The organism is Streptomyces sp. JLBG701, assembly GCF_058544905.1.
Genome location: NZ_CM178588.1, coordinates 10157227 through 10180333 on the forward strand (window position 1 = coordinate 10157227; position 23107 = coordinate 10180333).

The window sequence follows — 23107 nt, forward strand, 5'->3', positions numbered from 1 at the left end:
GGCAGTGACCGGGAACGGACGGTCAATTTCCGTTTCGGCTCGCTCCATTGGCGGGCGATCAGTAGCCTCAGCTCGAACACCGGATCGTCTACGCCTTGGAGAGCTAGATGGAGCGTCCCGCCTGGGCACCACGAAGCATCGACATCACGGTGCCGAGCGTTTCGCGCATCTACGACTACTACCTGGGCGGATCGCACAACTTCGAGGTCGACCGGGAAGCGGCGCGCAAGGCCATGGAGTTCCTGCCGGGGCTTCCCAAGATCATGCAGGCGAACCGGGCGTTCATGCGCCGCGCGGTGCGCTTCGCCGCGGACGAGGGCATCGACCAGTTCCTGGACATCGGCTCCGGCATCCCCACCTTCGGCAACGTCCACGAGGTGGCCCAGGCGGCGAGCCCCGGCGCGCACGTCGTCTACGTCGACCACGACCCGGTGGCCGTGGCGCACAGCGAGTCGGTCCTGGCGGGCAATGAGGACACGGGCGTCGTCGCCGCCGACCTCCGCAAGCCCCAGGAGATCCTGGCCAGTGCCCCGGTTGAGCGCCTGATCGACCTGAATCGGCCAGTGGCCCTGCTTCTCGTTGCCATACTGCACTTCGTGGAAGACGCGGACGACCCGTACCGGGCGGTGGCAGAACTGCGCGAGGCGCTCGCGCCCGGCAGCCTGCTGATCCTCACGCATGCCTCGTACGAGGGAATCCCGCTTCCACAGGAGCGGGCCGCGGGCACGGTGGACGTATACAAGGACATTCGCAACCCGCTGATCATGCGCTCGCGCGAGGAGATCGCGCGGTTCTTCGAGGGGTACGACATGGTGGAACCCGGACTGGTGCCGATGCCGCGCTGGCGGCCGGAGACGGCTCCGGAGGACGAGGACCCTTATGCCTTCTCCGGTTTCGCCGGTGTGGGGCGTACGGCGTGACCGCCGAGCCGGACGGGCCGGAGGACAGACTGCGCAGGTTCGCGACGATCTGGAGTCGGGCGGTGTTCCCGGCGACCTCGACGTCGCTGACCCGGCCGGAGCTGGAGGAGCAACTCCTGCCGCTGGCACGGCGGTTGAGTGAGGCGTTGCGGGCCAGGACCTTCGACGCCGACGAGGGCAAGGCGGTCGGCGGCGCGCTCGTCGCCGCCCACTGCACCGACCCCGAGGCGCTCAGCCACACGCTGGACTGCGTCGACGCGTATCTGGTGCTCTACTGCGGCGAGGACGGCCCCCAGGAGGACCTGCGGACGCGCTCGGCCCGCTTGCAGCATGCCATGGCCGCCGGGTTCGCCCATGCGCTGCGTGAGCGGACCCTGGCCGAGCAGGAGGCCATCTCCACGGCCGCGTTGCAGGCCCAGGGCGTCGTCGCGCAGGCGCTGCACGCGAGCGAGGCCCGCTTCCGGGCGGTCTTCGAGGGCGCCGCCATAGGGATCGGGATCGCCGACCTGGACGGCAACGTCCTCCAGGTCAACGGCGCGTTGACGCGCATGTTCGGCGGCGGCGAACAGACCCTGCGCGGCCGCAACGTCATGGAGTGGACACACCCCGAGGACGCCCCCCAGACGTGGAAGCTCTACGAGGAACTCGTACGCGGCGAGCGCGAGCACTACCACGTCGAGAAGGCGTTCTACCGCCCCGACGGAACGGTTCTGTGGACCAATCTGACGGTCTCCCTGCTGCGTGACGCCGATGGCAACCCCGAGTACCAGCTGGCGCTCATGGAGGACACCACCGAGCGGCGCCTGCTCAACCTCCGGCTGCGTTACGAGGCCACGCACGACGCGCTCACCGGACTGCCCAACCGCACGCTGTTCTTCGAACGCCTGGAGAAGGCGCTTTCGGCGGGCGACACCCAGCGCTTCGGCCTGTGCTACCTCGACCTCGACGGCTTCAAGACCATCAACGACAGCCTCGGCCACGCGGCCGGCGACCGGCTGCTCGTCGAGGTCGCCGACCGCCTCCAGTCCTGCGCGACCGCGCCCGGCGAGATGGTCGCCCGGCTCGGCGGCGACGAGTTCGTGGCCCTCACGACCGGCCCCGACACCGAGAGCGAGGTCGACGAGCTCGCCTCCCGCATCATGAACGCGCTCATCGCCCCGATCAGCATCGACGGCCGTGATCTGACCGTGCGCGGCAGTATCGGCATCGTCGAGGGCCCGGCCGGGGAGCGCGGCCCGGCGGAGGTGCTGCGCAGCGCCGACATCACGATGTACCGCGCCAAGTCGGCGGGCGGCAACCGCTTCGAGCTCGCCGACCCGGAGGCCGACGCCCGCGCCATCACCCGGCACGGGCTCACCACGGCGCTGCCGACGGCCCTGGACCGGGGCGAGTTCTTCATCGAGTACCAGCCGCTGGTCCACCTCGGCGACGGCAGTGTCCGCGGCGCCGAGGCCCTGGTGCGCTGGCTGCACCCGCAGCACGGCGTCCTCGGCCCCGACCGCTTCATCCCGCTCGCCGAACACACCGGGCTGATCGTCCCGTTGGGGCGCTGGGTCCTGGAGCAGTCGGTGCGCCAGGCCCGTGAATGGCAGGAGCGGTACGGCGCCGAGGCGGGCGGCGAACCGCTGCGCATCAACGTCAACCTCTCGCCCTGCCAGCTCACCCATCCCGGCCTGGTACAGGACACGGTCGACATCCTGGAGCGCGCGGGCGTCTCACCCCAGGCGCTCTGCCTGGAGGTCACCGAGTCGGCCCTGATCGGCGCCGACGACGACCTGCTCAAGCCGCTGCGCCGGCTGGCGGAAATGGGCGTCGACATCGCCCTGGACGACTTCGGCACCGGTTACTCGAACCTGGCCAACCTCCGCCGCCTGCCGGTGAGCATCCTCAAACTGGACCGCTCCTTCACCCAGAGCATGCAGCAGTTCCCGGCCGACCCCGTCGACCTCAAGATCGTCGACGGAATCGTTTCCCTGGCCCACAGCCTCAACCTCGCGGTGACGGTCGAGGGCGTGGAAACAGGCGCCCAGGCCGAGCAGCTGCGGATACTGGGCTGCGACACGGCCCAGGGCTGGTACTACGCCCGCCCGGGCCCACCGGAGAGGCTGCACGAGCTCGCTTTGGTGGACGCGACGGCTTGACCCACCTAGGGGCGCGGGGAACTGCGCGAGCAACCACACACGACCCCGCGCCCCGAACGGACCTGATCCCCCACGGCGAAACCGGGCAAACTCACCGCTCCAACAACATCCGCTGCAACTCCCGAGCGGCCCGAGGCGGAGCAACATCACTGCGATGCGCCAGCGCGATCGCCCGATGCAGCCCCGGCCCAGCCAGCGGAGTGACCCGCAGGCCGCGCCCGGAGCGGGTGGCGACCATGCGCGGGACGACGGCCACACCGAGTCCTGCCCGAGCGAACCCCAACACCGCATCCATCTCACCCCCTTCGACAGCGAACTCCGGCTCGAACCCAGCGGAGCGACACGCGGCGACGGTCAGCTCCCGCAAGTCGTAGCCGTGCCGGAACATCACCAGCCGCTCGCCCTCCAGGTCGGAGACACGGACGCTACGTCGCCCCCCGCCCGGCGCCGGCGCCTCCGGCGACGACACCACCACCAGATCCTCCCGCAGCAGCTCCACCGTGGTCAGCGCCGGGGACGGCGTCGGCAGCGGCAGAACGACGAGGGCCAGATCCAGTGCGCCGCGGGCGAGTTCCCGTACGAGATCGTGCGAACCGCCCTCCTCGATCAGCAGCCGGATGCCCGGATAGCGGTCGTGGAAGGCGCGCAGGACGTCCGGCAGCAGGCCCGTGCACAGACTCGGGGTGGCGCCCAGCCGCACCCGGCCGCTGCGTAGCTGCGCCAGCTCCTGGACCTCGTGGCGGGCGGTGTCCGCGTCGGCCAGGATGCGCCGGGCCAGGGGGAGGAGTGCCTCGCCGGCGTCGGTGAGCGTGATGTTGCCCCGGGCCCGCTGGAACAGATCGGCGCCGAGCTCCCGCTCAAGGGCCTTGATCTGTTGGGAGAGGGAGGGCTGCGCCACGTGGACCAGGTCGGCGGCCCGGGTGAAGTGCCGGGTCTCGGCGACCGCCACGAAGTACTGGAGCTGTTGGAACTGCACCCGGCCATCATAGGCTCTCTCTATCGAAACGAGCCGGACCATGTCTTGGACCGATGGGGTCGTACGGCCCTAGCGTCTTGACCCATGGCTCTGGCAACGCGGACGGACCGACGGCCGTCCATGGCACGCACCGTGTGGGACAGCTCCGTCGGCAAGAAGACCGTGATGGCCGTCAGCGGCCTGATCATGCTGCTGTACCTGGTCGTTCACATGATCGGGAACCTGAAGATCTTCTTCGGGGCGGGCGAGTTCAACCACTACGCGCACTGGCTGCGCACCGTCGGCGAGCCCTTCATGCACTACGAGTGGACACTCTGGCTCATCCGCGTCGTGCTGGTGGTCGCCGTCGTCGCCCACGCCACCTCGGCGTACCAGCTCAGCCGCCGCGACATCAGGGCGCGCCCCAGCAAGTACGTCCACAAGAAGCCGCGGGCCAGCTACGCGACCCGCACCATGCGCTGGGGCGGGATCATCCTCGGCCTGTTCATCGTCTGGCACATCCTCGACCTGACGACCGGCACCGTGCACTCGGGCGGTTTCCAGGAGGGGCACCCGTACCAGAACGTCGTGGACACCTTCTCCACCTGGTACGGCAACGTCATCTACATCGTCGCGATGCTCGCCCTCGGTCTGCATGTCCGCCACGGCTTCTGGAGCGCCGCCCAGACCCTCGGCGTCGGCAGCCGCAACCGCGACCGCGCCCTGAAGGCCACGGCCAACGTCCTCGCACTGCTGCTCACGGCCGGCTTCATCGCCGTACCCGTGGGCGTCATGACCGGAGTGGTGAGCTGAGATGACCTCTGAGTACACGAACTTCGCGACCGGTGAGCCGGTCGTCGACTCCAAGGCCCCGTCAGGGCCGATCAACGAGCGCTGGGACAAGCGCCGTTTCGAGGCCAAGCTGGTCAACCCCGCCAACCGCCGCAAGCACACCGTCATCGTCGTCGGCACCGGCCTCGCGGGCGGCTCCGCGGGCGCCACACTCGCCGAACAGGGCTACCACGTCGTCCAGTTCTGCTACCAGGACTCACCGCGCCGCGCGCACTCGATCGCCGCGCAGGGCGGCATCAACGCCGCGAAGAACTACCGCAACGACGGCGACTCCATCCACCGGCTCTTCTACGACACCGTCAAGGGCGGCGACTTCAGGGCGCGGGAGTCGAATGTGCACCGGCTCGCGCAGATCTCGGTGGAGATCATCGACCAGTGCGTGGCGCAGGGCGTGCCGTTCGCGCGGGAGTACGGCGGGCTGCTCGACACCCGGTCCTTCGGCGGCGTGCAGGTGTCGCGGACCTTCTACGCCCGCGGGCAGACGGGGCAGCAACTACTCCTCGGCGCCTACCAGGCCCTCAGCAGGCAGATCGCCGCCGGCAACATCGAGATGCACCCGCGCACCGAGATGCTCGACCTGATCGTCGTCGACGGGCGGGCACGGGGGATCGTGGCGCGTGATCTGATCACCGGTCGCATCGACACGTACTTCGCGGACGCCGTCGTACTCGCCAGTGGTGGCTACGGCAACGTCTTCTACCTGTCGACGAACGCCATGAACTCCAACGCCACCGCCGTCTGGCGGGCGCACCGGCGCGGCGCCTACTTCGCCAACCCCTGCTTCACGCAGATCCATCCGACGTGCATTCCGCGCACCGGCGAGCACCAGTCCAAGCTCACGCTGATGAGCGAGTCGCTGCGCAACGACGGGCGGATCTGGGTGCCGAAGGCGAAAGGTGACGAGCGTCCGGCGAACAAGATCCCCGAGGACGAGCGCGACTACTACCTGGAGCGCATCTACCCGTCCTTCGGCAACCTGGTCCCGCGCGACATCGCCTCCCGCGCCGCGAAGAACGTCTGCGACGAGGGCAGGGGAGTGGGGCCCGGTGGGCAGGGTGTCTACCTCGACTTCGCCGATGCCATCGAGCGGATGGGGCGGGGGGCCGTCGAGGCGAAGTACGGGAACCTCTTCGACATGTACCAGCGGATCACCGACGAGGATCCGTACGAGGTGCCGATGCGGATCTATCCGGCCGTGCACTACACGATGGGCGGGTTGTGGGTGGACTACGACCTGCAGACCACCGTCCCCGGCCTGTTCGCGATCGGCGAGGCCAACTTCTCCGACCACGGGGCGAACCGGCTCGGCGCCTCCGCGCTGATGCAGGGTCTCGCGGACGGCTACTTCGTGCTGCCCGCGACGATCAACGACTACCTCGCCCGCAACCCGCACCAGGACGCTGTGAGCGTCGAACACCCCGCCGTACAGGAGGTGTTGGCCGAGACCGAGGACCGGCTGAACCTGCTGCTGTCCGTCGACGGCGACCGCACCCCCGACTCCTTCCACCGTGAACTCGGCGAACTCATGTGGGAGTTCTGCGGCATGGCGCGCACCGACAGCGGGCTGCGCAAGGCGCTGGAGCGGATCCCGCAGATCCGTGAGGAGTTCTGGCGGCGGATCAAGGTGCCCGGGAGGGGCGAGGAGTTCAACCAGTCGTTGGAGAAGGCCAATCGCGTCGTCGACTACCTGGAGCTCGCCGAGCTCATGTGCCTCGACGCGCTCAACCGCGCCGAGTCCTGCGGCGGCCACTTCCGTGAGGAGTCCCAGACACCGGACGGGGAGGCCGCCCGCCGGGACGACGAGTTCTCCTACGCGGCCGCATGGGAGTTCGGCGGCACCGGCACGGCTCCCGTTCTGCACAAGGAAGACCTCGTCTTCGAGTACGTCCACCCCACTCAGCGGAGCTACGCATGAAGCTCACCCTGCGCGTCTGGCGGCAGAAGAACGCCGACGCCGACGGCGCGATGTCCACGTACGAGGTGGACGGGATCTCCACCGACATGTCCTTCCTGGAGATGCTCGACACCCTCAACGAGGAGCTCATCCTCAGGGGCGAGGACCCGGTCGCCTTCGACCACGACTGCCGTGAGGGCATCTGCGGCGCGTGTTCGCTCGTCATCAACGGCGACGCGCACGGGCCCGAGCGGACCACCACCTGTCAGCTGCACATGCGGGCCTTCTCGGACGGCGACACGATTGACATCGAGCCGTGGAGGGCGTCCGCGTTTCCAGTGATCAAGGATCTGGTCGTCGATCGGACGGCCTTCGACCGGATCATCCAGGCCGGGGGGTACATCACCGCGCCCACCGGGGCGGCGCCGGAGGCCCATGCCGCGGCGGTGCCCAAGGCTGATGCCGACTTCGCCTTCGAGCATGCGGAGTGCATCGGGTGCGGGGCCTGTGTGGCCGCGTGCCCCAACGGGGCGGCGATGCTTTTCACTTCCGCCAAGGTCAACCATCTGAACGTGCTGCCGCAGGGGGCGCCCGAGCGGGAGACGCGGGTGCTGGACATGGTGGCGCAGATGGATGAGGAGGGGTTCGGGGGGTGCACGCTTGCGGGGGAGTGCGCTACGGCTTGCCCCAAAGGGATTCCGTTGGTGTCCATTACTGGCATGAACAAAGAGTGGCTGCGGGCTACGCGGAAGGTCGCGAAGCGGTAGCGCCGTAGGGGAGCTGTTGTCCGGCGGCTGCGGGTTCGTTGTGGCTTGTCGCGCAGTTCCCCGCGCCCCTTAGGTGGGTGCAATTGACGTTCGCCGATCAGTGCGGGCGGGCGGGGTCGGGGTGGTGCTCAGCCCGGCCCCGCCAAGGTATCGGGGCCGAAACCCCCTCGTGGGTCGAACTTTGCGTACCCGTCAAGTGAACGGACGCCCCTGATCGGCCTTCGGACCGATCCGTTCAACAACCTCACACCCGCGCTCTCTGCACCGGTCACGCGAAGGTCAGCCGGTATCGGAAGAACAGGGGCGGCAGATCGCATCACGACCGCTGCTCCGCCGCTCCGCCGAACCGGCCCGTGACCAGGAGAGAGCCATGACCGGCGTTTCCACCCTAGACCGTCCCCCGCAGCCCGCGGCCCCCACCCGCTACACCGTCACCCTCGCCCGTACCGAGGACGACGTACGTGCCGCGCAGCGGCTGCGCCACGACGTCTTCGCCGGGGAGATGGGCGCCCTTCTGTCCACCCCGCAGCCGGGCTACGACATCGACCCCTTCGACGCGTACTGCGACCACCTGCTGGTCCGGGACACGATCACCGACCAGGTCGTCGGCACCTACCGGCTGCTCCCGCCCGAGCGGGCCGCCGTCGCCGGCCGGCTGTACTCGGAGGGTGAGTTCGACCTGACCGCGCTCGACCCGATCCGCCCGGGCCTCGTCGAGGTCGGCCGCTCCTGCGTCCACCCCGACCACCGCGACGGCGCGGTCATCGGCCTGATCTGGGCCGGGATAGCCCGCTACATGGTCGACAACGGCCACGAGTGGCTCGCCGGCTGCTGCTCCATCCCGCTGGCCGACGGCGGCAAGCTGGCCGCGGGCACCTGGGAGCGGGTGCAGGACAAGCACCTGGCTCCTGAGGAGTTCCGCGTACGTCCGCTGCTGCCCTGGGTGCCGGAAGTGGCCGCCCCCGCCACTCGTACCGAGCTTCCCCCGCTGCTGCGCGGCTACCTCCGCCTCGGCGCCTGGGTGTGCGCGGAGCCGGCCCACGACCCGGACTTCGGGGTCGCCGACCTGTACGTGCTGCTGTCGATGCGCCGGGTCAACCCGCGCTATCTGAAGCACTTCCTGTCACTCGTCCCGGCATGATGAGCGTGCTGCGTACGGGGCTGCCGCACCGCCTCCGCCCGGGCGCGGCAGTACTGCCGGGCGGACGGCTCCTGGCACCGCGGCGCGGAGGCGGGACGGCGGCCGTGCACCGGCCCATCATTCCGACCAGCGCCTGGCTGCCCACCGCACCGTGTTCACCGCAGGCCTGCGTCGCCTCCGCCGGGTCCCTGACGGACGTGCCGCGCGCCGCACTGCGGTTCCTGGCGCTCCTTGTGACGCTCCTCGTGGGCATCTCGCTGATGCCGGTGTTCGGGCGGTTCCCCGCGGCCCGGCGCGACGCGCTGGTCCGTTTCTGGGCCCGGGCCGTCGTACGGGCCTCCGGTGTCCGGGTCCGTATCACCGGCAGCGCCCCGTCCACCGGCGGGCTGCTGCTCGTCGCCAACCACATCTCCTGGCTGGACATACCGCTGCTCGCGGCCGTACGCCCGGCCAAGATGCTCGCCAAGGCGGAGATCCGGAACTGGCCGGTCGCGGGCGGGCTCACCGCGGCCAGCGGTGCCCTGTTCATCGAGCGGGACCGGCTGCGCGCACTGCCGGACACGGTCGCGCACATCGCCGGGGCCATGCGCGGCGGCGCGGCGGTCGTCGCCTTCCCAGAGGGCAGCACCTGGTGCGGCCGGGCCCAGGGGAACTTCCGCCGGGCGGTGTTCCAGGCCGCGATCGACGCGGGCGTACCCGTCCAGCCCGTCCGCCTGCACTACCGGTTCGCCTCGGGACCGGCGAGCACCGCGCCCGCCTTCGTGGGGGAGGACTCGCTGCTCACCTCGCTGTGGCGGGTGGTCTCGGCACGCGGCCTGGTGGCCGAGGTCGGGGTACGGGACGTGATCCCGGCGGGCAGCCACTCCGACCGCCGCGCACTGGCCCATGCCGCCCAGCCGGGCACGATGGGCGGCGAGCTGCAGTGGGCCCACGCCGCCCTGATGACGGCGCAGGCGCACGGTTAACTTTCCGTCGCTTCCAGCGGGAGGGCGCGGGCGAGATACGGAGCCGTAGTGCTCCCCTCCGCCCGCGCCACCTCGTCAGGCGGACCCGCGGCGACGATCCGGCCGCCCGCGTCCCCGCCCCCTGGCCCCAGGTCGATCACCCAGTCCGCGCCCGCGACCACGGCCATGTCGTGCTCGACGACCACCACGGTGTGCCCGGCGTCCACGAGCCCGTGCAGCTGACGAGTGAGGACCTCGACGTCCGCCGGGTGGAGACCGGTCGTAGGTTCGTCGAGAAGGTAGAGGGTGTGCCCCCGGCGGCCCCGCTGCAACTCGCCGGCCAGCTTGATGCGTTGGGCCTCGCCGCCGGACAGCTCGGTCGCGGGCTGGCCCAGGCGCAGATAGCCGAGCCCCACATCGAGCAGGGTGCCGAGACTCCGCGCCACGGCCGGGGTGTCCGCGAAGAACTCCGCCGCGCTCTCCACCGTCAGATCGAGGACCTGCGCGATGTTCCGTCCCCGGTACGTCACTTGGAGCGTCTCGGGGTTGTAGCGGGCCCCGCCGCAGTCCGGGCAGGGAGCGTACGTGCTCGGCAGGAAGAGCAGCTCGACGCTGACGAAGCCCTCGCCCTGGCAGGTCTCGCAGCGCCCTCCCGCCACGTTGAAGGAGAAGCGGCCGACCTCGTAACCGAGCTCGTGTGCCTCGTCGGTGGCCGCGAAGGCCTTGCGTACGACGTCGAAGAGCCCGGTGTAGGTGGCGAGGTTGGAGCGCGGGGTGCGGCCGATCGGCTTCTGGTCCACGGAGACCAGGCGGCCCACCCCGTCCAGCTCCTCCCTGATCTCGCCGATGAGCGTGGACTTCCCCGACCCCGAGACGCCCGTCACCGCTGTGAAGACGCCGAGCGGGAACTCGGCTGTCACCCCGCGCAGGTTGTGCCGGGTGAGTGGGCCGACCTTCAACTGGCCGCGCGGGGTGCGGACTTCACGTATGGGCGTGGGGGAGCGATCGAAGAGGAAGCGGCGCGTCGCCGACTCCTCGACCGCCGCCAGCTCCGCCACCGGTCCGCTGTGCAGCACCTGCCCGCCGTGCTCACCGGCCCGTGGGCCCACGTCCACGAGCCAGTCCGCGCCGCGCATGACATCGAGGTGGTGCTCCACCACGAACACCGAGTTCCCGGCGGCCTTCAGCCGGGCCAGCACTGTCAGCAGTGCCTCCGTGTCCGCCGGGTGCAGTCCCGCGGACGGCTCGTCGAGGACGTACACCACCCCGAACAGCCCGGAGCGCAGCTGCGTCGCGAGCCGCAGGCGCTGCAGTTCGCCCACCGAGAGGGTGGGGGTCGCGCGGTCGAGGCTGAGGTAGCCCAGGCCGAGTTCGAGGACGGGGGCGATACGGGAGTGGAGGTCGTCGGTGAGGACGCGCGCCGTCTCGTCGTGCGGGACGAGTGAGCCGGCCAGCTCCACGAGCGGCAGCGCGGCCAGTTCGGCGATCGTCCGGCCGGCGAAGGTCACGGCCAGCGCCTCGGGACGCAGCCTGCCGCCGCGGCACGTCGGACACGGCGCACTGGCCAGGAAGCGCTCGGCCTTGGCCCGTAGCGCCGGGCTCTTGGAGTCGGCGAACGTCTTCATCACGTAGCGCCGGGCGCTCATGTACGTGCCCTGGTACGGCCGTTGGATGCGGTCGGCGTCCCGCACCGGGTGCACCGTGACCACCGGCTGCTCGTCCGTGAACAGGATCCACTCCCGTTGCTCGGCGGGCAGTTCGCGCCACGGCCGGTCCACGTCGTGGCCGAGCGCGTCGAGGATGTCGCGCAGGTTCTTGCCCTGCCAGGCGCCCGGCCATCCGGCGATCGCGCCCTCGCGGATCGACACGGACGGGTCGGGGACCAGCAACTCCTCGGTCGTACGGTGCACTTGACCCAGGCCGTGGCACTCCGGGCAGGCCCCGGCCGCCGTGTTGGGCGAGAAGGCGTCCGAGTCGAGGCGCTCCGCGCCGGGCGGGTAGGTGCCGGCGCGGGAGAACAGCATGCGCAGGGAGTTGGAGAGATTGGTGACCGTGCCGACCGACGAGCGGGACGTCGGCGCCGAACGCCGCTGCTGCAGCGAGACTGCGGGTGGCAGGCCCGTGATCTCACCGACCTTCGGCGCCCCGACCTGGTGGATCAGCCTGCGTGCGTAGGGCGCGACCGACTCGAAGTAGCGGCGCTGTGCCTCCGCGTAGATCGTCCCGAAGGCGAGGGACGACTTCCCGGAGCCGGACACGCCCGTGAACACGGCCAGCACATCCCGTGGGATGGCGACGTCCACGCCCTTGAGGTTGTGCTCGCGGGCGCCGCGGACGCGGACGAAGGGGTCGTGAGGGTCGCGCATGAAGGGGGACTCCGTACGGGGCTTCGACTACGGCGGGACAAATGCCGCGAGTCTATGCGAGCGGCGCGGCTGACGCTCAGGCGGCGTGGACCGGAGGCCGTCGACGACGGGAGATCACCCCGGTGCTCGGCCGCCGCAATCGCCACAACACCGAGTAGGCCAGGACGATCCTCGGCCGGCGGCCGCGCCCCGCGCGCCGGACGGTGCTCGACTGTGCCGAGAGTCTGGTCGCGCGGGGCGTCGTCCGGGTTCAGGCCGGGTAGGGAGCGGTGTCGCGGGCCGACCGGAGCGCGCCCGCCCACCAGGCCAACTGGTCCAGCAACGTCTTGGCGTAGCCGGGGGCCTCGGGGTCGAGGGGGCGACCGTCCTGCCAGGCCAGGAAGTAGTTCGGGAAGGCGAGACCGTCGCGAATCGTCACGGCGTGCAACTCGGTCAGCACGTTCTCCAGGTGCAGTACCGCGTGCCGGCCGCCTGCCGCACCGCCGTAGCTGACGAAGGCGACGGGCTTGGCCGTCCACTGGGTGAAGTGCCAGTCGATGGCCGCCTTCAACGACGCGGGATAGCTGTGGTTGTACTCCGGCGTGACGATGACGAACGCGTCGGCGCCCTCCAGAGCCGACGTCAGTGCCGCCATCCCGGCCGGACGGGGGTAATCGTCGCCGGCGTACTTCGGCGAGGCCGCCGGCAGCGTCAACGGGATGTCGACGTCGGCCAGATCGACGACTTCCACATCGAAACCACCATGAACGCCGGCCTGTTCGCCGACCCACGAGGCCACCACCGGGCCGAACCGTCCGTCCCGGACGCTTCCGACGATGATCACCAGCTTGTGCTTGTTCTTCTCCATGCCGACCACAGTCGTGGCCCACCGCGCTGCCAACCAGACCGTGCTCAGGCTGGCCCCCACAGGGCCAGGCTGAGCGCTCCGCACGCGGAGGGCGGCACCCTATGCTCCCCATATGGGTACGCCGTTGGGAGACTTCATCCGGACCAAGCGCGACAGCATCCAGCCGCAATCGCTGGGACTGCCCGATCACGGCCGCCGCCGGTCACCGGGTCTACGGCGCTCGGATCTCGCCTCGCGGGCCGGCATCAGCGTCGAATACCTGACCCGTATCGAACAGGGCCGTGACCGCAATCCCTCGATCGCGGTGGTGAACGCTCTTGCCGACGCGCTCAGCCTCGACCCGTCGGAGCGCGACCACCTGCGCTACCTCGCGAAGATCACCGGCGGTGAATGCACCGCCCACACCCAGCCCGAACCCCCGCGCCGCGACGTCCGGCCGTCGGTCCTGCAGACACTCCGTCTCCTTGAGCCGGGGATCGCCATGGTCACCAACCGGCTGGGCGACGTCCTCACCCACACCAGCGGCTACGAGGCGGTGATGAGCGGAACCGGACTGCTCGACGCGGACGCCCCGAACCTCACCCGCTACCTCTTCACCGACCCCCGCGCCCGGACGTTCTTCGCCGACTGGGACGACATCGCCGACCAGCAGGCCTTCGACCTGTGGCTCGCACCGTCCGTCGAGAGCTCCGAGTGGTTCACCGCCGAACTCGCCCCCGTGGCCGGCCCCGACTTCACGCGCCGCCTGAACCGGCACGTGGTTCCGCCACGCGGAGCGCTCCGCCTCAACCACCCGTCCGGGCGCGAACTGCGGCTGGAGCGCGAGACACTCGAACTCCCCTCGGACGCCCAGCAGTTGGTCGTCTTCCTGCCCGCGGACGAGCACACGGCCCAGGCCGTCGGCGAACTCCTCCGCCGTCCCCACGGCCGGCTCCGGGCCATCTCCTAACGGCCGGTGGAGGTGATGCGGGCAAGGCGTCGGTGCGAGTCGATCAGCGCGGCCCGGTCGTACGAGCTGGTGGTGACCAGGACCTCCTGCGCCCCCGTCTCCTTCAGCACCGTCTCCAGCTCGTGGGCCACCTGTTCGTCGGTGCCGGCGATGTGCCCGGTGAGCCCGGAGTCGTAGAAGCCGCGCTCCTTGTCGGTCATGGGGAGAGCCTCGACGCGCTCGGCCGAGGGGAGCGGTGGGAAGGTGCCGTGGGTGCGTGAGTACGCCATGGACCAGGCCTCCGGGATCAGCAGTCGCCGGGCCTCTTCGGGTGTGGCGGCCACCGCGACCGTGCCGGAGATGACGACGTACGGTTCGGTGGCCCAGGGGGAGGGGCGGAAGTGTGCGCGGTAGTGGTCGATGCCCCGCCGCATCTTCTCGCGGTTCCTGAGGTCGCCGATGACCATGGGCAGGCCTGCCCGGGCCGCGATCGTGGCGCCCTCGCCCATGGCGAGGACGAACGGCGGCACGGTCAGGCCCTCCGCGGGGCGTGCGTGCACGCGGGTGGGGGAGGTGCCGAGGAACCAGCCGAGCAGTTCGTCGAGCTGTGCCGCGAAGTCCCCGGCGTCGTCCTTGTCCCGCCCCAGCGCCTTGCGCACGCCGTCCGTGAACCCGACCGAGCGGCCAAGACCCATGTCGATCCGTCCCGGAAAGAGGGACTCCAGCACGCCGAACTGCTCTGCCACGACCAGGGTTTGATGGTTGGGCAGCATCACCCCGCCGGTGCCGACCCGGATCGTACGGGTGGCCGCGGCCACGGCGGCGGCCAGCACCGTCGGCGCGGAACCGGCCACGCCAGGCACACCGTGGTGCTCCGAGACCCAGAACCGGTGATACCCGAGCTCCTCCACCTCACGCGCCAGTGCGACGGTGTCGCGCAGGGCATCGGCGTCGGTGTGGCCCTCGCGGGTGCGGGAGCGGTCGAGGACGGAGAAGCGGGTCGATGCGATCAGGGAGCTCACACAGGGTTCAACGCCCGGGTGACGGTCGCATTCCCGTCGTCACCGGCGGCGTCGGTGTTCCGGATCAGCCCTCGGGGCGCAGCAGCCCGCGCTCGTACGCCTTCGCCAGTCGCTGCGGGACCAAGTGGCTGACTCCGTCGACCGTGACCGGGACGAGCTGAGAGCAGTGCGGGGTGCCTTGGCGGGCACCCCGGACGCTATATGAAAATGGATCCCATTAACAACTGACTCCGGGGTCAGGGTTCGGTGCCCACCAGCATCCTCACTTCGAAGTCCTCGTAGGACTTGTCGGCCTCGGGGGTGCCGTCCTTTCGGCCGGGGGTCAGTACCGAGCCGAGCCAGCCGAGCAGGAAGCCCGCCGGGATGGAGACGATGCCGGGATTCTGGAGGGGGAACCAGGCGAAGTCGGAGGCCGGGTACATGGAGTCCGGGGCGGCGGAGACCATCGGGGAGCACACCACGAGGCCGACGGAGCAGAGGAGGCCGCCCCAGAGGCTGAGCAGCGCTCCGCGCGCGGTGAAGCGGCGCCAGAACAGGGTGTAGACGATCGTCGGCAGGATCGCCGACGCCGCGATGGCGAAGGCGAGGAAGGCCAGCGTCGCGGTGTTGGCTCCCCAGGCGGCGAGGGCGAGCAGCATGCCGAGGACGCCGATGACGACCGCGGACAGACGGGCGACGGTCAGCTCCTCCCGTTGGCTCGCCCGGCCCTTGCGGATCACCTCGGCGTACAGGTCGTGGGCGAGCGACGAGGCCGAGGCGAGCGTGAGTCCGGCCGCGACCGCGAGCAGGGTGACGAAGGCCAGGCAGGTGAGGAGTGCGGTGAGGATGCTGCCGCCCAGGGCGTGAGCGAGGAGCAGGACGGCGGCGTCGCCCCGGTGGTCCGTGCTTGCGATGGTGTCCCGGCCGACGATCGCGGTCGCACCGAGTCCGAGGATCCCGGCGCCGAGGCACACCAGACCGACCAGGCCCATGCCCCAGACGACGGAGGAACGCAGCACGCTTGCCTGGCGCGGGGCGAGCAGTCGCATCAGCACGTGGGGGAGCGCGGCCAGTCCGAGGACGATGGCCAGCTCCAGGCTGAGGAAGTCCAGCTTGCTGGTGACGCTGCCGCCGTAGCGCAGCCCGGGTTCGAGGAAGCGGGTGCCGGTGCCGCTGTGGTCGGCGGCCGCGGCGAGCAGGTCGTCGAAGTTCCAGTGGTAGCGGTGGAGCACCATGACCGCGGTGACCGTCACGCCCGCCACCAGCATCACGGCCTTGATGATCTGGATGACCGTGGCTCCGGGCATGCCGCCCAGGGAGGCGTACACGATGACGACGGTGCCGATCGCGACCACGCACAACGTGCGGGTGGTGGGGCCGGGTTCGCCCGTGAACTGGGTCAGCAGGGCCACGCTGCCCACGAGTTGGGCGACCAGGTAGAGGATGGTGATGGCCAGGGTGCATACGGCCAGGGCGAGCCGGACCGGCCGTTGCTGGCGGGGCAGGCGCAGGGCCAATGTGTCCCCCAGTGTGAACTTGCCCGCGCGGTGCAGGGGTTCGGCGATCAGCAGCAGCACCATCATCCAGGCCACGGTCGTGCCGCTGAGGTACAGAAGTCCGTCGTATCCCGTGAGGGCGACCAGGCCGGTGCTGCCCAGCAACGTCGCGGCGGACAGGTAGTCCCCGCACATGGCGAGGCCGTTGCGTAGCGGGGACATGGTGCGGTTGCCGAGGTAGAACTCGCTGATCTCGTCGCGCTGCGGAGCCGTCAGCAGCGCCATGAACAGCGTGACCACGACGACCGCCAGGAACAGGATGAAGGTGAGCTGCAGGCTGTCCTCGTCCACGGCGCCGGCCCAGATGTTCACCACGTGCGGTACCCCCTCGTTTCGCGCCGGACGGGCTGCCACGGCGAACGGGGCTGCCCGGCCGTACGGCTTTGGAGGTTCTCCCGCTGGCGGAGTTGGGAGCGCAGTCCGCGGGCGAGAGGGTCGACGCGCGTGCGCATGTGCACGGTGTAGCGCCAGGCGGTGGCGGCCATCACGGCGAACTGCCCGAGGCCGAGAGCGAGCCCGAGTGTGAGATGACCGAACAGCGGCTGGTTCAACATCCCGGGGGCGAAACTCGACAACAGTACGTACAGCAGGAATCCGCCCACCGACCAGACTGTCGCTCTCAAACCGAAGCGCCGTTGCGCGTGCCGCAGAGAGTGAAAATCAGGATGGTCGGATATGGACTGCGACGGAGTGCGTGTGGTGTCGGGGTCCTGATTGATGTTGGCGTTCCGATATTCGGGCGGGTCGCCGGGCCACGCGGAGCTTTGGGGCATAAAGGCACCTTCTTTGCTGCTTCATGCCGCACACCGGGCGGCTTCGAGCCGTCTGACCCCAGTTCAAGGGCGTGAAGGAGGCGCACTGAACTGGTGACGAGGTGCGGGCTGTGTGGGGGGTTCGTGAATCCGAATTTCGTGATGTTCGAATTCATGCTGAATTTCTCGGGGCTCCGTGTGACGGTCCCCGGCAGCCGCGTCGATGGGTGACAACGAGGTCGGAAGCGGAGTATTGCAGCGGGGTCATTCGACAATCAACCGGCGTGCTTAATTGTTGTCCGGTCATGGCTCATTCACGCACCCCGCATGGCTCAGTGGCGGCGCCCAACCTGCGGAAAAGAGTGCGTCGGCGAATAGCCTGGACCATTGTCCCGGCCAGGCTGTCTCAAATGCGCCTTAGGGTGAGCGGTGTGACAGACAGCAGCAAGCGTCCGCTGGCCGTGTTCGACCTGGACAACATCCTTGCCGACACCGCGCACCGGCAGCGGTTCCTGGAGCGCAAGCCGCGCGACTGGGACGCGTTCTTCGCGGCCGCGCCGCAGGATCCGCCGATCGCGGAGGGCGTCGCGCTGGCGCGGGGGAGCGCCGAGGAGTGCGAGGTCGTCTATCTGACCGGGCGGCCCGAACGCTGCCGGCGCGACACGCTCGACTGGCTCGCCGCGCAAGGGCTGCCTGAAGGGCGCGTGTTCATGCGGCGCGACGGCGACCGCAGGCCCGCCCGGCACACCAAGCTGGAGATTCTCCGCCGCCTCGCCCGTGACCGGGGGGTCCGGGTCCTTGTGGACGACGACGAGTTGGTGTGCGGGGATGCCGAACGGGCGGGATTCGCCGTCGTACGGGCTCGTTGGACGGCCCCCTCCGCCGCGCTGAAGGCGGCGCAGGAGGGGGAGGGGCTTACCTGAGGGACGTACGATCCATCACTCCCCGTCGTCCAGCCGGAAGCCGACCTTCAGGCCGACCTGGTAGTGCTCGATCTCCCCGTCCTGGATCTGGCCCCGGACCTGTGTCACCTCGAACCAGTCCAGGTTGCGCAGGGTCTGCGAGGCGCGGGCGATGCCGTTGCGGATGGCCTGGTCGACGCCCTCGTGCGAGGTTCCGACGATCTCCGTGACCCGGTAGGTGTGGTTCGACATGCGGGTACTCCTCTCCGCTGTGACGGGTGTGTCACGCGTCACTCCACCGTGCCGCAAGCTGCGGCGGAGCGCGAGGTGTCGGACCCGTGCCCCAAGTGCCCCTTGACCCGAGCATTGGTCCATACCAAAGTCGGCGCCTGCGGGCTCGTGCCGCAGGGCGGCGGATCCGAGCGACCGACCGTCACCGTGTGGCTGATGAAGGGCAGCGCTTCTCCGGACTTCCTGTGGCGCTTCACCGCGGACTTCGAAAGCGCCCATGCCGATGTCGACCTCGGCATCCGCCAGGACGCTCGGCCGACGCCGGCCTTGGGCCGGCGCCCGCCTTGAGTCGACGTGTGTCTTCAGCGGACCACGCTCAGCGACAGCGCGAAGCGGCCCTCGCTGTCCGTCCACCAGTGGGCCAAGTCAAGCCCGGCCGTGGCGAGTTCGGTACGTACTCCCTCCCGGCGGAACTTCGCCGACACCTCGGTGCGCAACTCCTCGTCCGCCGCGAAGTCGACGGCGAGGTCGAGCACGGGGATCTTCACGGTCTGCGTGGTACGGGAGCGCAGGCGCATCTCGATCCACTCGTTCTCGGTGTCCCAGAGCGCGACATGGTCGAAGGCGCCGGGATCGAAGTCGGCGCCCAGGTCGCGGTTGACGACGGTCAGGACGTTCTTGTTGAAGGCGGCCGTCACCCCGGCCGCGTCGTCGTACGCCCGCACCAGGACCTGCTCGTCCTTGACCAGGTCCGTGCCGAGCAGCAGGGCGTCGCCGGGGGAGAGCAGGGCGCGGATCGAGCTCAGGAAGCGGGCCCGCTCGGCCGGCAGCAGATTGCCGATCGTGCCGCCGAGGAACGCCAGCAGCCGGGGGCCCGGTGTCTTGGGAAGCGTCAGTTCGGCGGTGAAGTCGGCGATCAGCGCGTGGACTTCGAGCCCGGGACGCTCGTCGATGAGGGCATGCCCGGCCTGGGTGAGCGCGCTCTCGCTGACGTCGACGGGGACGTACGTCCGCAGGTCGGTGAGGGCGTCGATCAGGTATCGCGTCTTCTCCGAGGAGCCCGATCCCAGCTCGACGAGGGTGCGGGCGTGTGTGGCCGAGGCGATCTCGCCGGCCCGGGTGATGAGGATCTCCCGTTCGGCGCGGGTGGGGTAGTACTCGGGCAACTCGGTGATCTGCTCGAAGAGTTCGCTGCCGTGGGCGTCGTAGAACCACTTCGGCGGGAGTGTCTTGGGTGTGCGGGTCAGGCCGTGCAGGACGTCGGCGCGCAGGGCCGCCTCCGTGGCGTCCTCGGGCAGGGTACGGGTGAGAAGGAACGGACTCACGTGCGGGGCTCCTTCGGTGGTGCGGTTGCCATGTCGGGGCTCAGGCCCTTGTCGGTGCTCGGATCCTTGAGCGGGGTGAGCAGCACGTCGGTGCGGCTCGCCGCGAGCAGGGTGCGGTCGGGGACCTCCTGCCAGTGCGGGTCGTCGTCGTAGGGCTCGGAGGCCACGACGGTGCGGCGGCCGGGCTCCGAGAGGTACCAGAGGGTGTCGCCCCAGGTGGTCGCCGCGATGGTCTCGCCGTTGGTGAGGAGCAGGTTGAGGCGGGAACCGGGGGCCGCTGCGGCGACCTCCACGACCGTGTCCGCCAGCGCCTGGCCCTCCGGGGCGCCGCCGCGCAGCCGGTTCAGGAGCAGCGCCCAGACGAGCGCCGAGTCGCAGCGGGCCTCCAGGGACAGCAGGTCCGTCGCGGGCAGGGACTGCGTGAGGGGTGCCAGCGAACGCGGCCAGCCCGCGACGGCCCCGTTGTGGCTGAACAGCCAGGGGCCCGCCGCGAACGGCGCCGCCGCGGCCTCCCCGTCCGCACCCGCCACGGTCGCGTCGCGTACGGCGGCCAGCAGCGCACCGGAGCGCACCACCCGCGCGAGGTCCGCGAACGACAGGTCCGCCCAGATCGGCCCGGCCCGGCGGTACCGCGCCGGGACCGGATCCCCCTCCGCGTACCAACCGACCCCGAAACCATCGGCGTTGACCGTCCCGTGCCGCTGGCGGCGGGGCTCCCAGGACTGGCGCAACAGGCTGTGCGGCGGCTCGACGAGCAGTCCGCCCAGCGGCTCCGCCGGTCCCAGGTAGGCCAGATGACGGCACATCAGACGTCCCCCGAGCGGGCCGTGCGGAAGCCGGAGAAGATCTGCCGCCGGATCGGATAGTCCCAGTTGCGGAACGTGCCCCGGCAGGCCACCTGGTCCACCGCGAACGAACCGCCGCGCAGCACCTTGTACTCCGGGCCGAAGAACACCTCCGAATACTCCTTGTACGGGAACATCTTGAACCCCGGGTACGGCAGGAAGTCGCTCGCCGTCCACTCCCACACGTCGCCGATCAACTGGCGTACACCGAGCGCGGATTCGCCCGCCGGATAGCTGCCGGCCGGGGCCGGGCGCAGGTGCCGCTGCCCGAGGTTCGCGTGCTCGGGTGACGGGTCGGCGTCGCCCCACGGGTAGCGTGTCGAGCGGTCGCCCGCGGGGTCGTGGCGGGCCGCCTTCTCCCACTCCGCCTCGGTGGGCAGCCGGCGCCCGGCCCAGCGGGCGTACGCGTCGGCCTCGTACCAGCACACGTGCAGCACGGGCTCCTCGGGCGGGACGACCTCGGTGACGCCGAAGTGCCGCCTGAGCCACTGCCCGCCCCCGCCTGTCGAGCCGCCGCCGTCCTGGTGCCAGAACAGCGGTGCGCGGATGGAGTGTTGGCGGATGTGCGCCCAGCCGTCCGCCGTCCACCAGCGTGCGTCGTCGTAGCCGCCGTCCTCGATGAACGCCAGGTACGCGCCGTTCGTCACCGGCGTCGTGTCGATGTAGAAGGGTGCCACCTCGCGCCGGTGCGCGGGCCGTTCGTTGTCCAAGGACCACGGCTCGGTCGAGGTGCCCATCGTGAACGGGCCGCCGGGGACCAGGACTTCGGCCGGACCCGTGAACAGCGGCGCGATCTCCGGGTCGGGGGCGGTCAGGGCCTGCGGGCCCTTGCGGAGCTGATGGGTGATCAGCATCGTCTCGTCGTGCTGCTGTTCGTGCTGGGCGATCATTCCGAAAGCGAACCCCGCCTCGGTCAGCCGGGTGCCGTGGAAGGCGGATCCCTCCAGCAGGTCCAGCACCCGCCCCCGCACCTCCGCCGCGTACGCGCGCGCCTCGGCGGGCGGCAGCAGCGGCAGGGAGGGGCGTTCGGAGCGCGGGTGCTCGAAGGCGTCGTACAGGCCGTCGATCTCGGGCCGCATCACCTCCCGCCCGGCGACGGCCCGCAGCAGCCACAGCTCCTCCTGGTTGCCGATGTGCGCGAGGTCCCACACCAGCGGGGACATCAACGGCGAGTGCTGGGCGGTCAGTTCGGGTTCGTCGACGCAGCTGGTGAGGAGGGTCGTGCGGTCCCTGGCGGTGGTGAGCGAGGTGAGCGCGCGCTCCCGGAACGCCTCGACGTCGATGTCGGAGTCGGTGGGGGTGTCGGTGGCGGGCTCGGTCATGTGCGGATGTCCTTCCCGTGCGGGTGACGATCCGGGCCGCCGGCACGCAGGCGGTCGAGCAGATCGTCGGCAGGGCAACGGCCCTGGATGACATAGCGGTTGAGATACGCCGTCACGGCGTCCGTGACCTCGGCGGTGGCCCCCAGCCGGGGGAGTGCCTCCAGCGCGGCGACGAAGCACACGCGGGCCACGTCGTGCAGCTCGGGGTCGGCGAGGCCGTCGCGGGCCGCGTCGATCCACAGCGGATTGTGCGGCGCGGGCAGCGACAGGGACCGTTCGGCCAGGGGTTTCACTGCGCGGTAGGCGGTCTCCGCGGCCTCCGGGTCGTCGAAGAGCGCCGTCGTCACGGCGAGCGGCACGATCCAGCCGTCGTCACCGGGCTGCGCGTCGATCATGCGCAGTTCGAGATGGCCGCGGGGTCTGATCGGCGGGAACAGGGTCGAGATGTGGTAGTCGAGGTCGTCCTGGGTCGGCGGGCGCGGGGTGCCCGAGCGGGTCCACTCGCGGAAGGTCAGCCCGTCCGGTACGTCCCAGGGGCCACCGTCCCGCCGTACGCACATCACGGGCGAATCCAGCACGTGGCGGGCCCATGCCGCGCGCGGGTCGCCGTCCAGCGGGGGCGCGCCCGCGCGGCCCGGGCCGATCTCCGTCCACATCAGCTGCCGGGTGGAGAGCCAGCCCGTGGGCTGCCGTGCGGCCAGCGGGGAGTTCGCGAACGCGGCCACCAGCACCGCGCCCAGCTGGTGGGCCAGCCACCAGCGTCGCCCGAGGCCGAGCGGTCCGGGCTCCTCGTAGCCGGCGTCCAGGCACACCTGGACGGACGCGGACGTGCACATCATGTGGCGTCCGGCCGGGCCCGCGCGGTCGAGATACGCCTCCATGGCGTCGTAGCGCGGCTCTTGCAGGAACCTGCGGGGCGAGTGCCAGGGATCGTGGCCGACGCCGACCAGGCCGAGGTCGTCCTCGCGCAGGACCGCGCGGACGGCGTCCAGGTCGGCGGAGACGGTACCGATGCACTCCATCAGGGAGGCGGCGGGCGGCGAGCTCAACTCCAGCTGGCCGCCGGGCTCGACGGTGAGCGCCGACCTCAGGGGCACGGTCCGCAGTGCGGCGTAGGCCGCTTCGAGTCGTTCGGGTGTCACGGGGAGCTGCGGGAGCCGCAGCTCGTGGACGAGCCATTCCACTTCTACCCCGAGTGTGCGGGGCGGTCCGGTCTTGAAGCAGATGCCCCTGACCAGGGCCTCCACCTCGGCTTCGGTGACTGCGGTGCGGGGCGCCGTACAGCCACTTGTTGAATCGGACATGTCGGGATCCTCCTGAGATTCCACCATGTCGCCGACCCGGCTTCTTTGTGGTCCGGGGCGGCACACTCGTCCCACCCAAGACCCTCGCGTGGCTTCGCACAAGGGTGCGTATCG

21 protein-coding genes and 1 pseudogene are annotated in these 23107 nt (G+C 70.4%); 10 read left to right on the forward strand and 12 right to left on the reverse strand.

Going from position 1 to position 23107, the window contains the following annotated elements; all coding sequences use genetic code 11:
- The first annotated feature begins 107 nt into the window (after positions 1-107).
- Positions 108-920 (forward strand): SAM-dependent methyltransferase, encoded by an 813-nt coding sequence (locus AC5DRG_RS46415; protein WP_491806333.1) that lies wholly within the window; start codon positions 108-110, stop codon positions 918-920.
- On the forward strand, positions 917-3061 hold the full coding sequence (locus AC5DRG_RS46420) for a putative bifunctional diguanylate cyclase/phosphodiesterase (RefSeq protein WP_491806334.1): 2145 nt from the start codon (positions 917-919) through the stop codon (positions 3059-3061). The genes AC5DRG_RS46415 and AC5DRG_RS46420 overlap by 4 nt, the downstream gene beginning before the upstream one ends.
- A gap of 91 nt (positions 3062-3152) precedes the next feature.
- Here the strand turns inward: AC5DRG_RS46420 and AC5DRG_RS46425 are convergent, their stop codons facing one another.
- Complete coding sequence (locus tag AC5DRG_RS46425) at positions 3153-4037, reverse strand: LysR family transcriptional regulator (RefSeq protein ID WP_491806335.1); 885 nt, start codon at positions 4035-4037, stop codon at positions 3153-3155.
- A gap of 120 nt (positions 4038-4157) precedes the next feature.
- Between AC5DRG_RS46425 and AC5DRG_RS46430 the strand changes: the two genes are divergently transcribed.
- From AC5DRG_RS46430 to AC5DRG_RS46450, 5 genes are all read left to right on the forward strand, one after another.
- The gene (locus tag AC5DRG_RS46430; RefSeq protein ID WP_491806336.1) at positions 4158-4829 is read left to right on the forward strand and encodes a succinate dehydrogenase; all 672 of its coding nucleotides are present in this window, start codon (positions 4158-4160) and stop codon (positions 4827-4829) included.
- Between the two features lies 1 nt (position 4830).
- Positions 4831-6783: a fumarate reductase/succinate dehydrogenase flavoprotein subunit gene (locus AC5DRG_RS46435; RefSeq protein WP_491806337.1), complete on the forward strand. Its 1953-nt coding sequence runs from the start codon at positions 4831-4833 to the stop codon at positions 6781-6783.
- Positions 6780-7529 carry a succinate dehydrogenase/fumarate reductase iron-sulfur subunit gene (locus AC5DRG_RS46440; protein ID WP_491806338.1) on the forward strand — a complete coding sequence of 250 codons (750 nt, stop codon included), beginning with the start codon at positions 6780-6782 and terminating at the stop codon, positions 7527-7529. The genes AC5DRG_RS46435 and AC5DRG_RS46440 overlap by 4 nt, the downstream gene beginning before the upstream one ends.
- Positions 7530-7899: 370 nt before the next feature.
- A complete protein-coding gene (locus AC5DRG_RS46445; RefSeq protein ID WP_491806339.1) occupies positions 7900-8670 on the forward strand; it encodes a GNAT family N-acetyltransferase in 771 nt (256 codons plus the stop codon).
- Positions 8667-9635 carry a lysophospholipid acyltransferase family protein gene (locus AC5DRG_RS46450; protein WP_491806340.1) on the forward strand — a complete coding sequence of 323 codons (969 nt, stop codon included), beginning with the start codon at positions 8667-8669 and terminating at the stop codon, positions 9633-9635. The genes AC5DRG_RS46445 and AC5DRG_RS46450 overlap by 4 nt, the downstream gene beginning before the upstream one ends.
- Here the strand turns inward: AC5DRG_RS46450 and AC5DRG_RS46455 are convergent.
- On the reverse strand, positions 9632-11980 hold the full coding sequence (locus AC5DRG_RS46455) for an ATP-binding cassette domain-containing protein (RefSeq protein WP_491806341.1): 2349 nt from the start codon (positions 11978-11980) through the stop codon (positions 9632-9634). The genes AC5DRG_RS46450 and AC5DRG_RS46455 overlap by 4 nt on opposite strands.
- A gap of 250 nt (positions 11981-12230) precedes the next feature.
- Complete coding sequence (locus AC5DRG_RS46460; RefSeq protein WP_491806342.1) at positions 12231-12827, reverse strand: NADPH-dependent FMN reductase; 597 nt, start codon at positions 12825-12827, stop codon at positions 12231-12233.
- 112 nt (positions 12828-12939) lie between these two features.
- Between AC5DRG_RS46460 and AC5DRG_RS46465 the strand changes: the two genes are divergently transcribed.
- Complete coding sequence (locus tag AC5DRG_RS46465) at positions 12940-13776, forward strand: helix-turn-helix domain-containing protein (protein ID WP_491806343.1); 837 nt, start codon at positions 12940-12942, stop codon at positions 13774-13776.
- On the opposite strand, the gene AC5DRG_RS46470 is transcribed toward AC5DRG_RS46465, so the two are convergent.
- The 4 genes and pseudogenes from AC5DRG_RS46470 to AC5DRG_RS46485 all read right to left on the reverse strand — a co-directional run bounded on the left by AC5DRG_RS46470 (position 13773) and on the right by AC5DRG_RS46485 (position 17085).
- Positions 13773-14777 carry an LLM class flavin-dependent oxidoreductase gene (locus AC5DRG_RS46470; RefSeq protein WP_491806344.1) on the reverse strand — a complete coding sequence of 335 codons (1005 nt, stop codon included), beginning with the start codon at positions 14775-14777 and terminating at the stop codon, positions 13773-13775. The genes AC5DRG_RS46465 and AC5DRG_RS46470 overlap by 4 nt on opposite strands.
- Positions 14778-14841: 64 nt before the next feature.
- Positions 14842-14937: pseudogene (locus AC5DRG_RS46475) on the reverse strand (50S ribosomal protein L32); the annotation flags it as partial.
- Between the two features lie 76 nt (positions 14938-15013).
- Positions 15014-16627: a sodium/solute symporter gene (locus AC5DRG_RS46480; protein WP_491806345.1), complete on the reverse strand. Its 1614-nt coding sequence runs from the start codon at positions 16625-16627 to the stop codon at positions 15014-15016.
- On the reverse strand, positions 16621-17085 hold the full coding sequence (locus tag AC5DRG_RS46485) for a DUF485 domain-containing protein (protein WP_491806346.1): 465 nt from the start codon (positions 17083-17085) through the stop codon (positions 16621-16623). The genes AC5DRG_RS46480 and AC5DRG_RS46485 overlap by 7 nt, the downstream gene beginning before the upstream one ends.
- Positions 17086-17495: 410 nt before the next feature.
- On the opposite strand from AC5DRG_RS46485, the gene AC5DRG_RS46490 reads away from it, so the two are divergent.
- Positions 17496-17987, forward strand: coding sequence for a phosphatase domain-containing protein (locus tag AC5DRG_RS46490; RefSeq protein WP_491806347.1), 492 nt, complete (start codon positions 17496-17498; stop codon positions 17985-17987).
- Positions 17988-18002: 15 nt separating this feature from the next.
- Here the strand turns inward: AC5DRG_RS46490 and AC5DRG_RS46495 are convergent, their stop codons facing one another.
- Positions 18003-18218: a dodecin gene (locus tag AC5DRG_RS46495; RefSeq protein WP_491806348.1), complete on the reverse strand. Its 216-nt coding sequence runs from the start codon at positions 18216-18218 to the stop codon at positions 18003-18005.
- 102 nt (positions 18219-18320) lie between these two features.
- Here AC5DRG_RS46495 and AC5DRG_RS46500 point away from each other — a divergent pair, with 102 nt between their 5' ends.
- Positions 18321-18545 carry a hypothetical protein gene (locus tag AC5DRG_RS46500; protein WP_491806349.1) on the forward strand — a complete coding sequence of 75 codons (225 nt, stop codon included), beginning with the start codon at positions 18321-18323 and terminating at the stop codon, positions 18543-18545.
- A 14-nt stretch (positions 18546-18559) separates the two neighbouring features.
- Here AC5DRG_RS46500 and egtD read toward each other — a convergent pair whose 3' ends face one another.
- From egtD to egtA, 4 genes are read right to left on the reverse strand one after another with little or no spacing between them, the layout of a single operon-like run.
- On the reverse strand, positions 18560-19522 hold the full coding sequence (gene egtD / locus AC5DRG_RS46505) for an L-histidine N(alpha)-methyltransferase (RefSeq protein WP_491806350.1): 963 nt from the start codon (positions 19520-19522) through the stop codon (positions 18560-18562).
- On the reverse strand, positions 19519-20328 hold the full coding sequence (egtC, locus tag AC5DRG_RS46510) for an ergothioneine biosynthesis protein EgtC (RefSeq protein ID WP_491806351.1): 810 nt from the start codon (positions 20326-20328) through the stop codon (positions 19519-19521). The genes egtD and egtC overlap by 4 nt, the downstream gene beginning before the upstream one ends.
- Positions 20328-21689: an ergothioneine biosynthesis protein EgtB gene (gene egtB / locus AC5DRG_RS46515; protein WP_491806352.1), complete on the reverse strand. Its 1362-nt coding sequence runs from the start codon at positions 21687-21689 to the stop codon at positions 20328-20330. The genes egtC and egtB overlap by 1 nt, the downstream gene beginning before the upstream one ends.
- Entirely contained in the window at positions 21686-22993 is a 1308-nt protein-coding gene (gene egtA / locus AC5DRG_RS46520; RefSeq protein ID WP_491806353.1) for an ergothioneine biosynthesis glutamate--cysteine ligase EgtA, read from the reverse strand. Before egtA ends, egtB begins: the two co-directional genes overlap by 4 nt.
- Positions 22994-23107 lie beyond the last annotated feature (114 nt).

Excerpts from the sequence above, each read along its gene's own strand:
- AC5DRG_RS46415 (WP_491806333.1), top strand. The coding sequence starts at position 108 with ATGGAGCGTCCCGCCTGGGCACCACGAAGCATCGACATCACGGTGCCG.
- AC5DRG_RS46430 (WP_491806336.1), top strand. The coding sequence starts at position 4,158 with ATGGCACGCACCGTGTGGGACAGCTCCGTCGGCAAGAAGACCGTGATG.
- AC5DRG_RS46435 (WP_491806337.1), top strand. The coding sequence starts at position 4,831 with ATGACCTCTGAGTACACGAACTTCGCGACCGGTGAGCCGGTCGTCGAC.
- AC5DRG_RS46440 (WP_491806338.1), top strand. The coding sequence starts at position 6,780 with ATGAAGCTCACCCTGCGCGTCTGGCGGCAGAAGAACGCCGACGCCGAC.
- AC5DRG_RS46445 (WP_491806339.1), top strand. The coding sequence starts at position 7,900 with ATGACCGGCGTTTCCACCCTAGACCGTCCCCCGCAGCCCGCGGCCCCC.
- AC5DRG_RS46450 (WP_491806340.1), top strand. The coding sequence starts at position 8,667 with ATGATGAGCGTGCTGCGTACGGGGCTGCCGCACCGCCTCCGCCCGGGC.
- AC5DRG_RS46455 (WP_491806341.1), bottom strand. The coding sequence starts at position 11,980 with ATGCGCGACCCTCACGACCCCTTCGTCCGCGTCCGCGGCGCCCGCGAG.
- AC5DRG_RS46460 (WP_491806342.1), bottom strand. The coding sequence starts at position 12,827 with ATGGAGAAGAACAAGCACAAGCTGGTGATCATCGTCGGAAGCGTCCGG.
- AC5DRG_RS46465 (WP_491806343.1), top strand. The coding sequence starts at position 12,940 with ATGGGTACGCCGTTGGGAGACTTCATCCGGACCAAGCGCGACAGCATC.
- AC5DRG_RS46485 (WP_491806346.1), bottom strand. The coding sequence starts at position 17,085 with ATGCCCCAAAGCTCCGCGTGGCCCGGCGACCCGCCCGAATATCGGAAC.
- AC5DRG_RS46495 (WP_491806348.1), bottom strand. The coding sequence starts at position 18,218 with ATGTCGAACCACACCTACCGGGTCACGGAGATCGTCGGAACCTCGCAC.
- egtC (WP_491806351.1), bottom strand. The coding sequence starts at position 20,328 with ATGTGCCGTCATCTGGCCTACCTGGGACCGGCGGAGCCGCTGGGCGGA.
- egtB (WP_491806352.1), bottom strand. The coding sequence starts at position 21,689 with ATGACCGAGCCCGCCACCGACACCCCCACCGACTCCGACATCGACGTC.
- egtA (WP_491806353.1), bottom strand. The coding sequence starts at position 22,993 with ATGTCCGATTCAACAAGTGGCTGTACGGCGCCCCGCACCGCAGTCACC.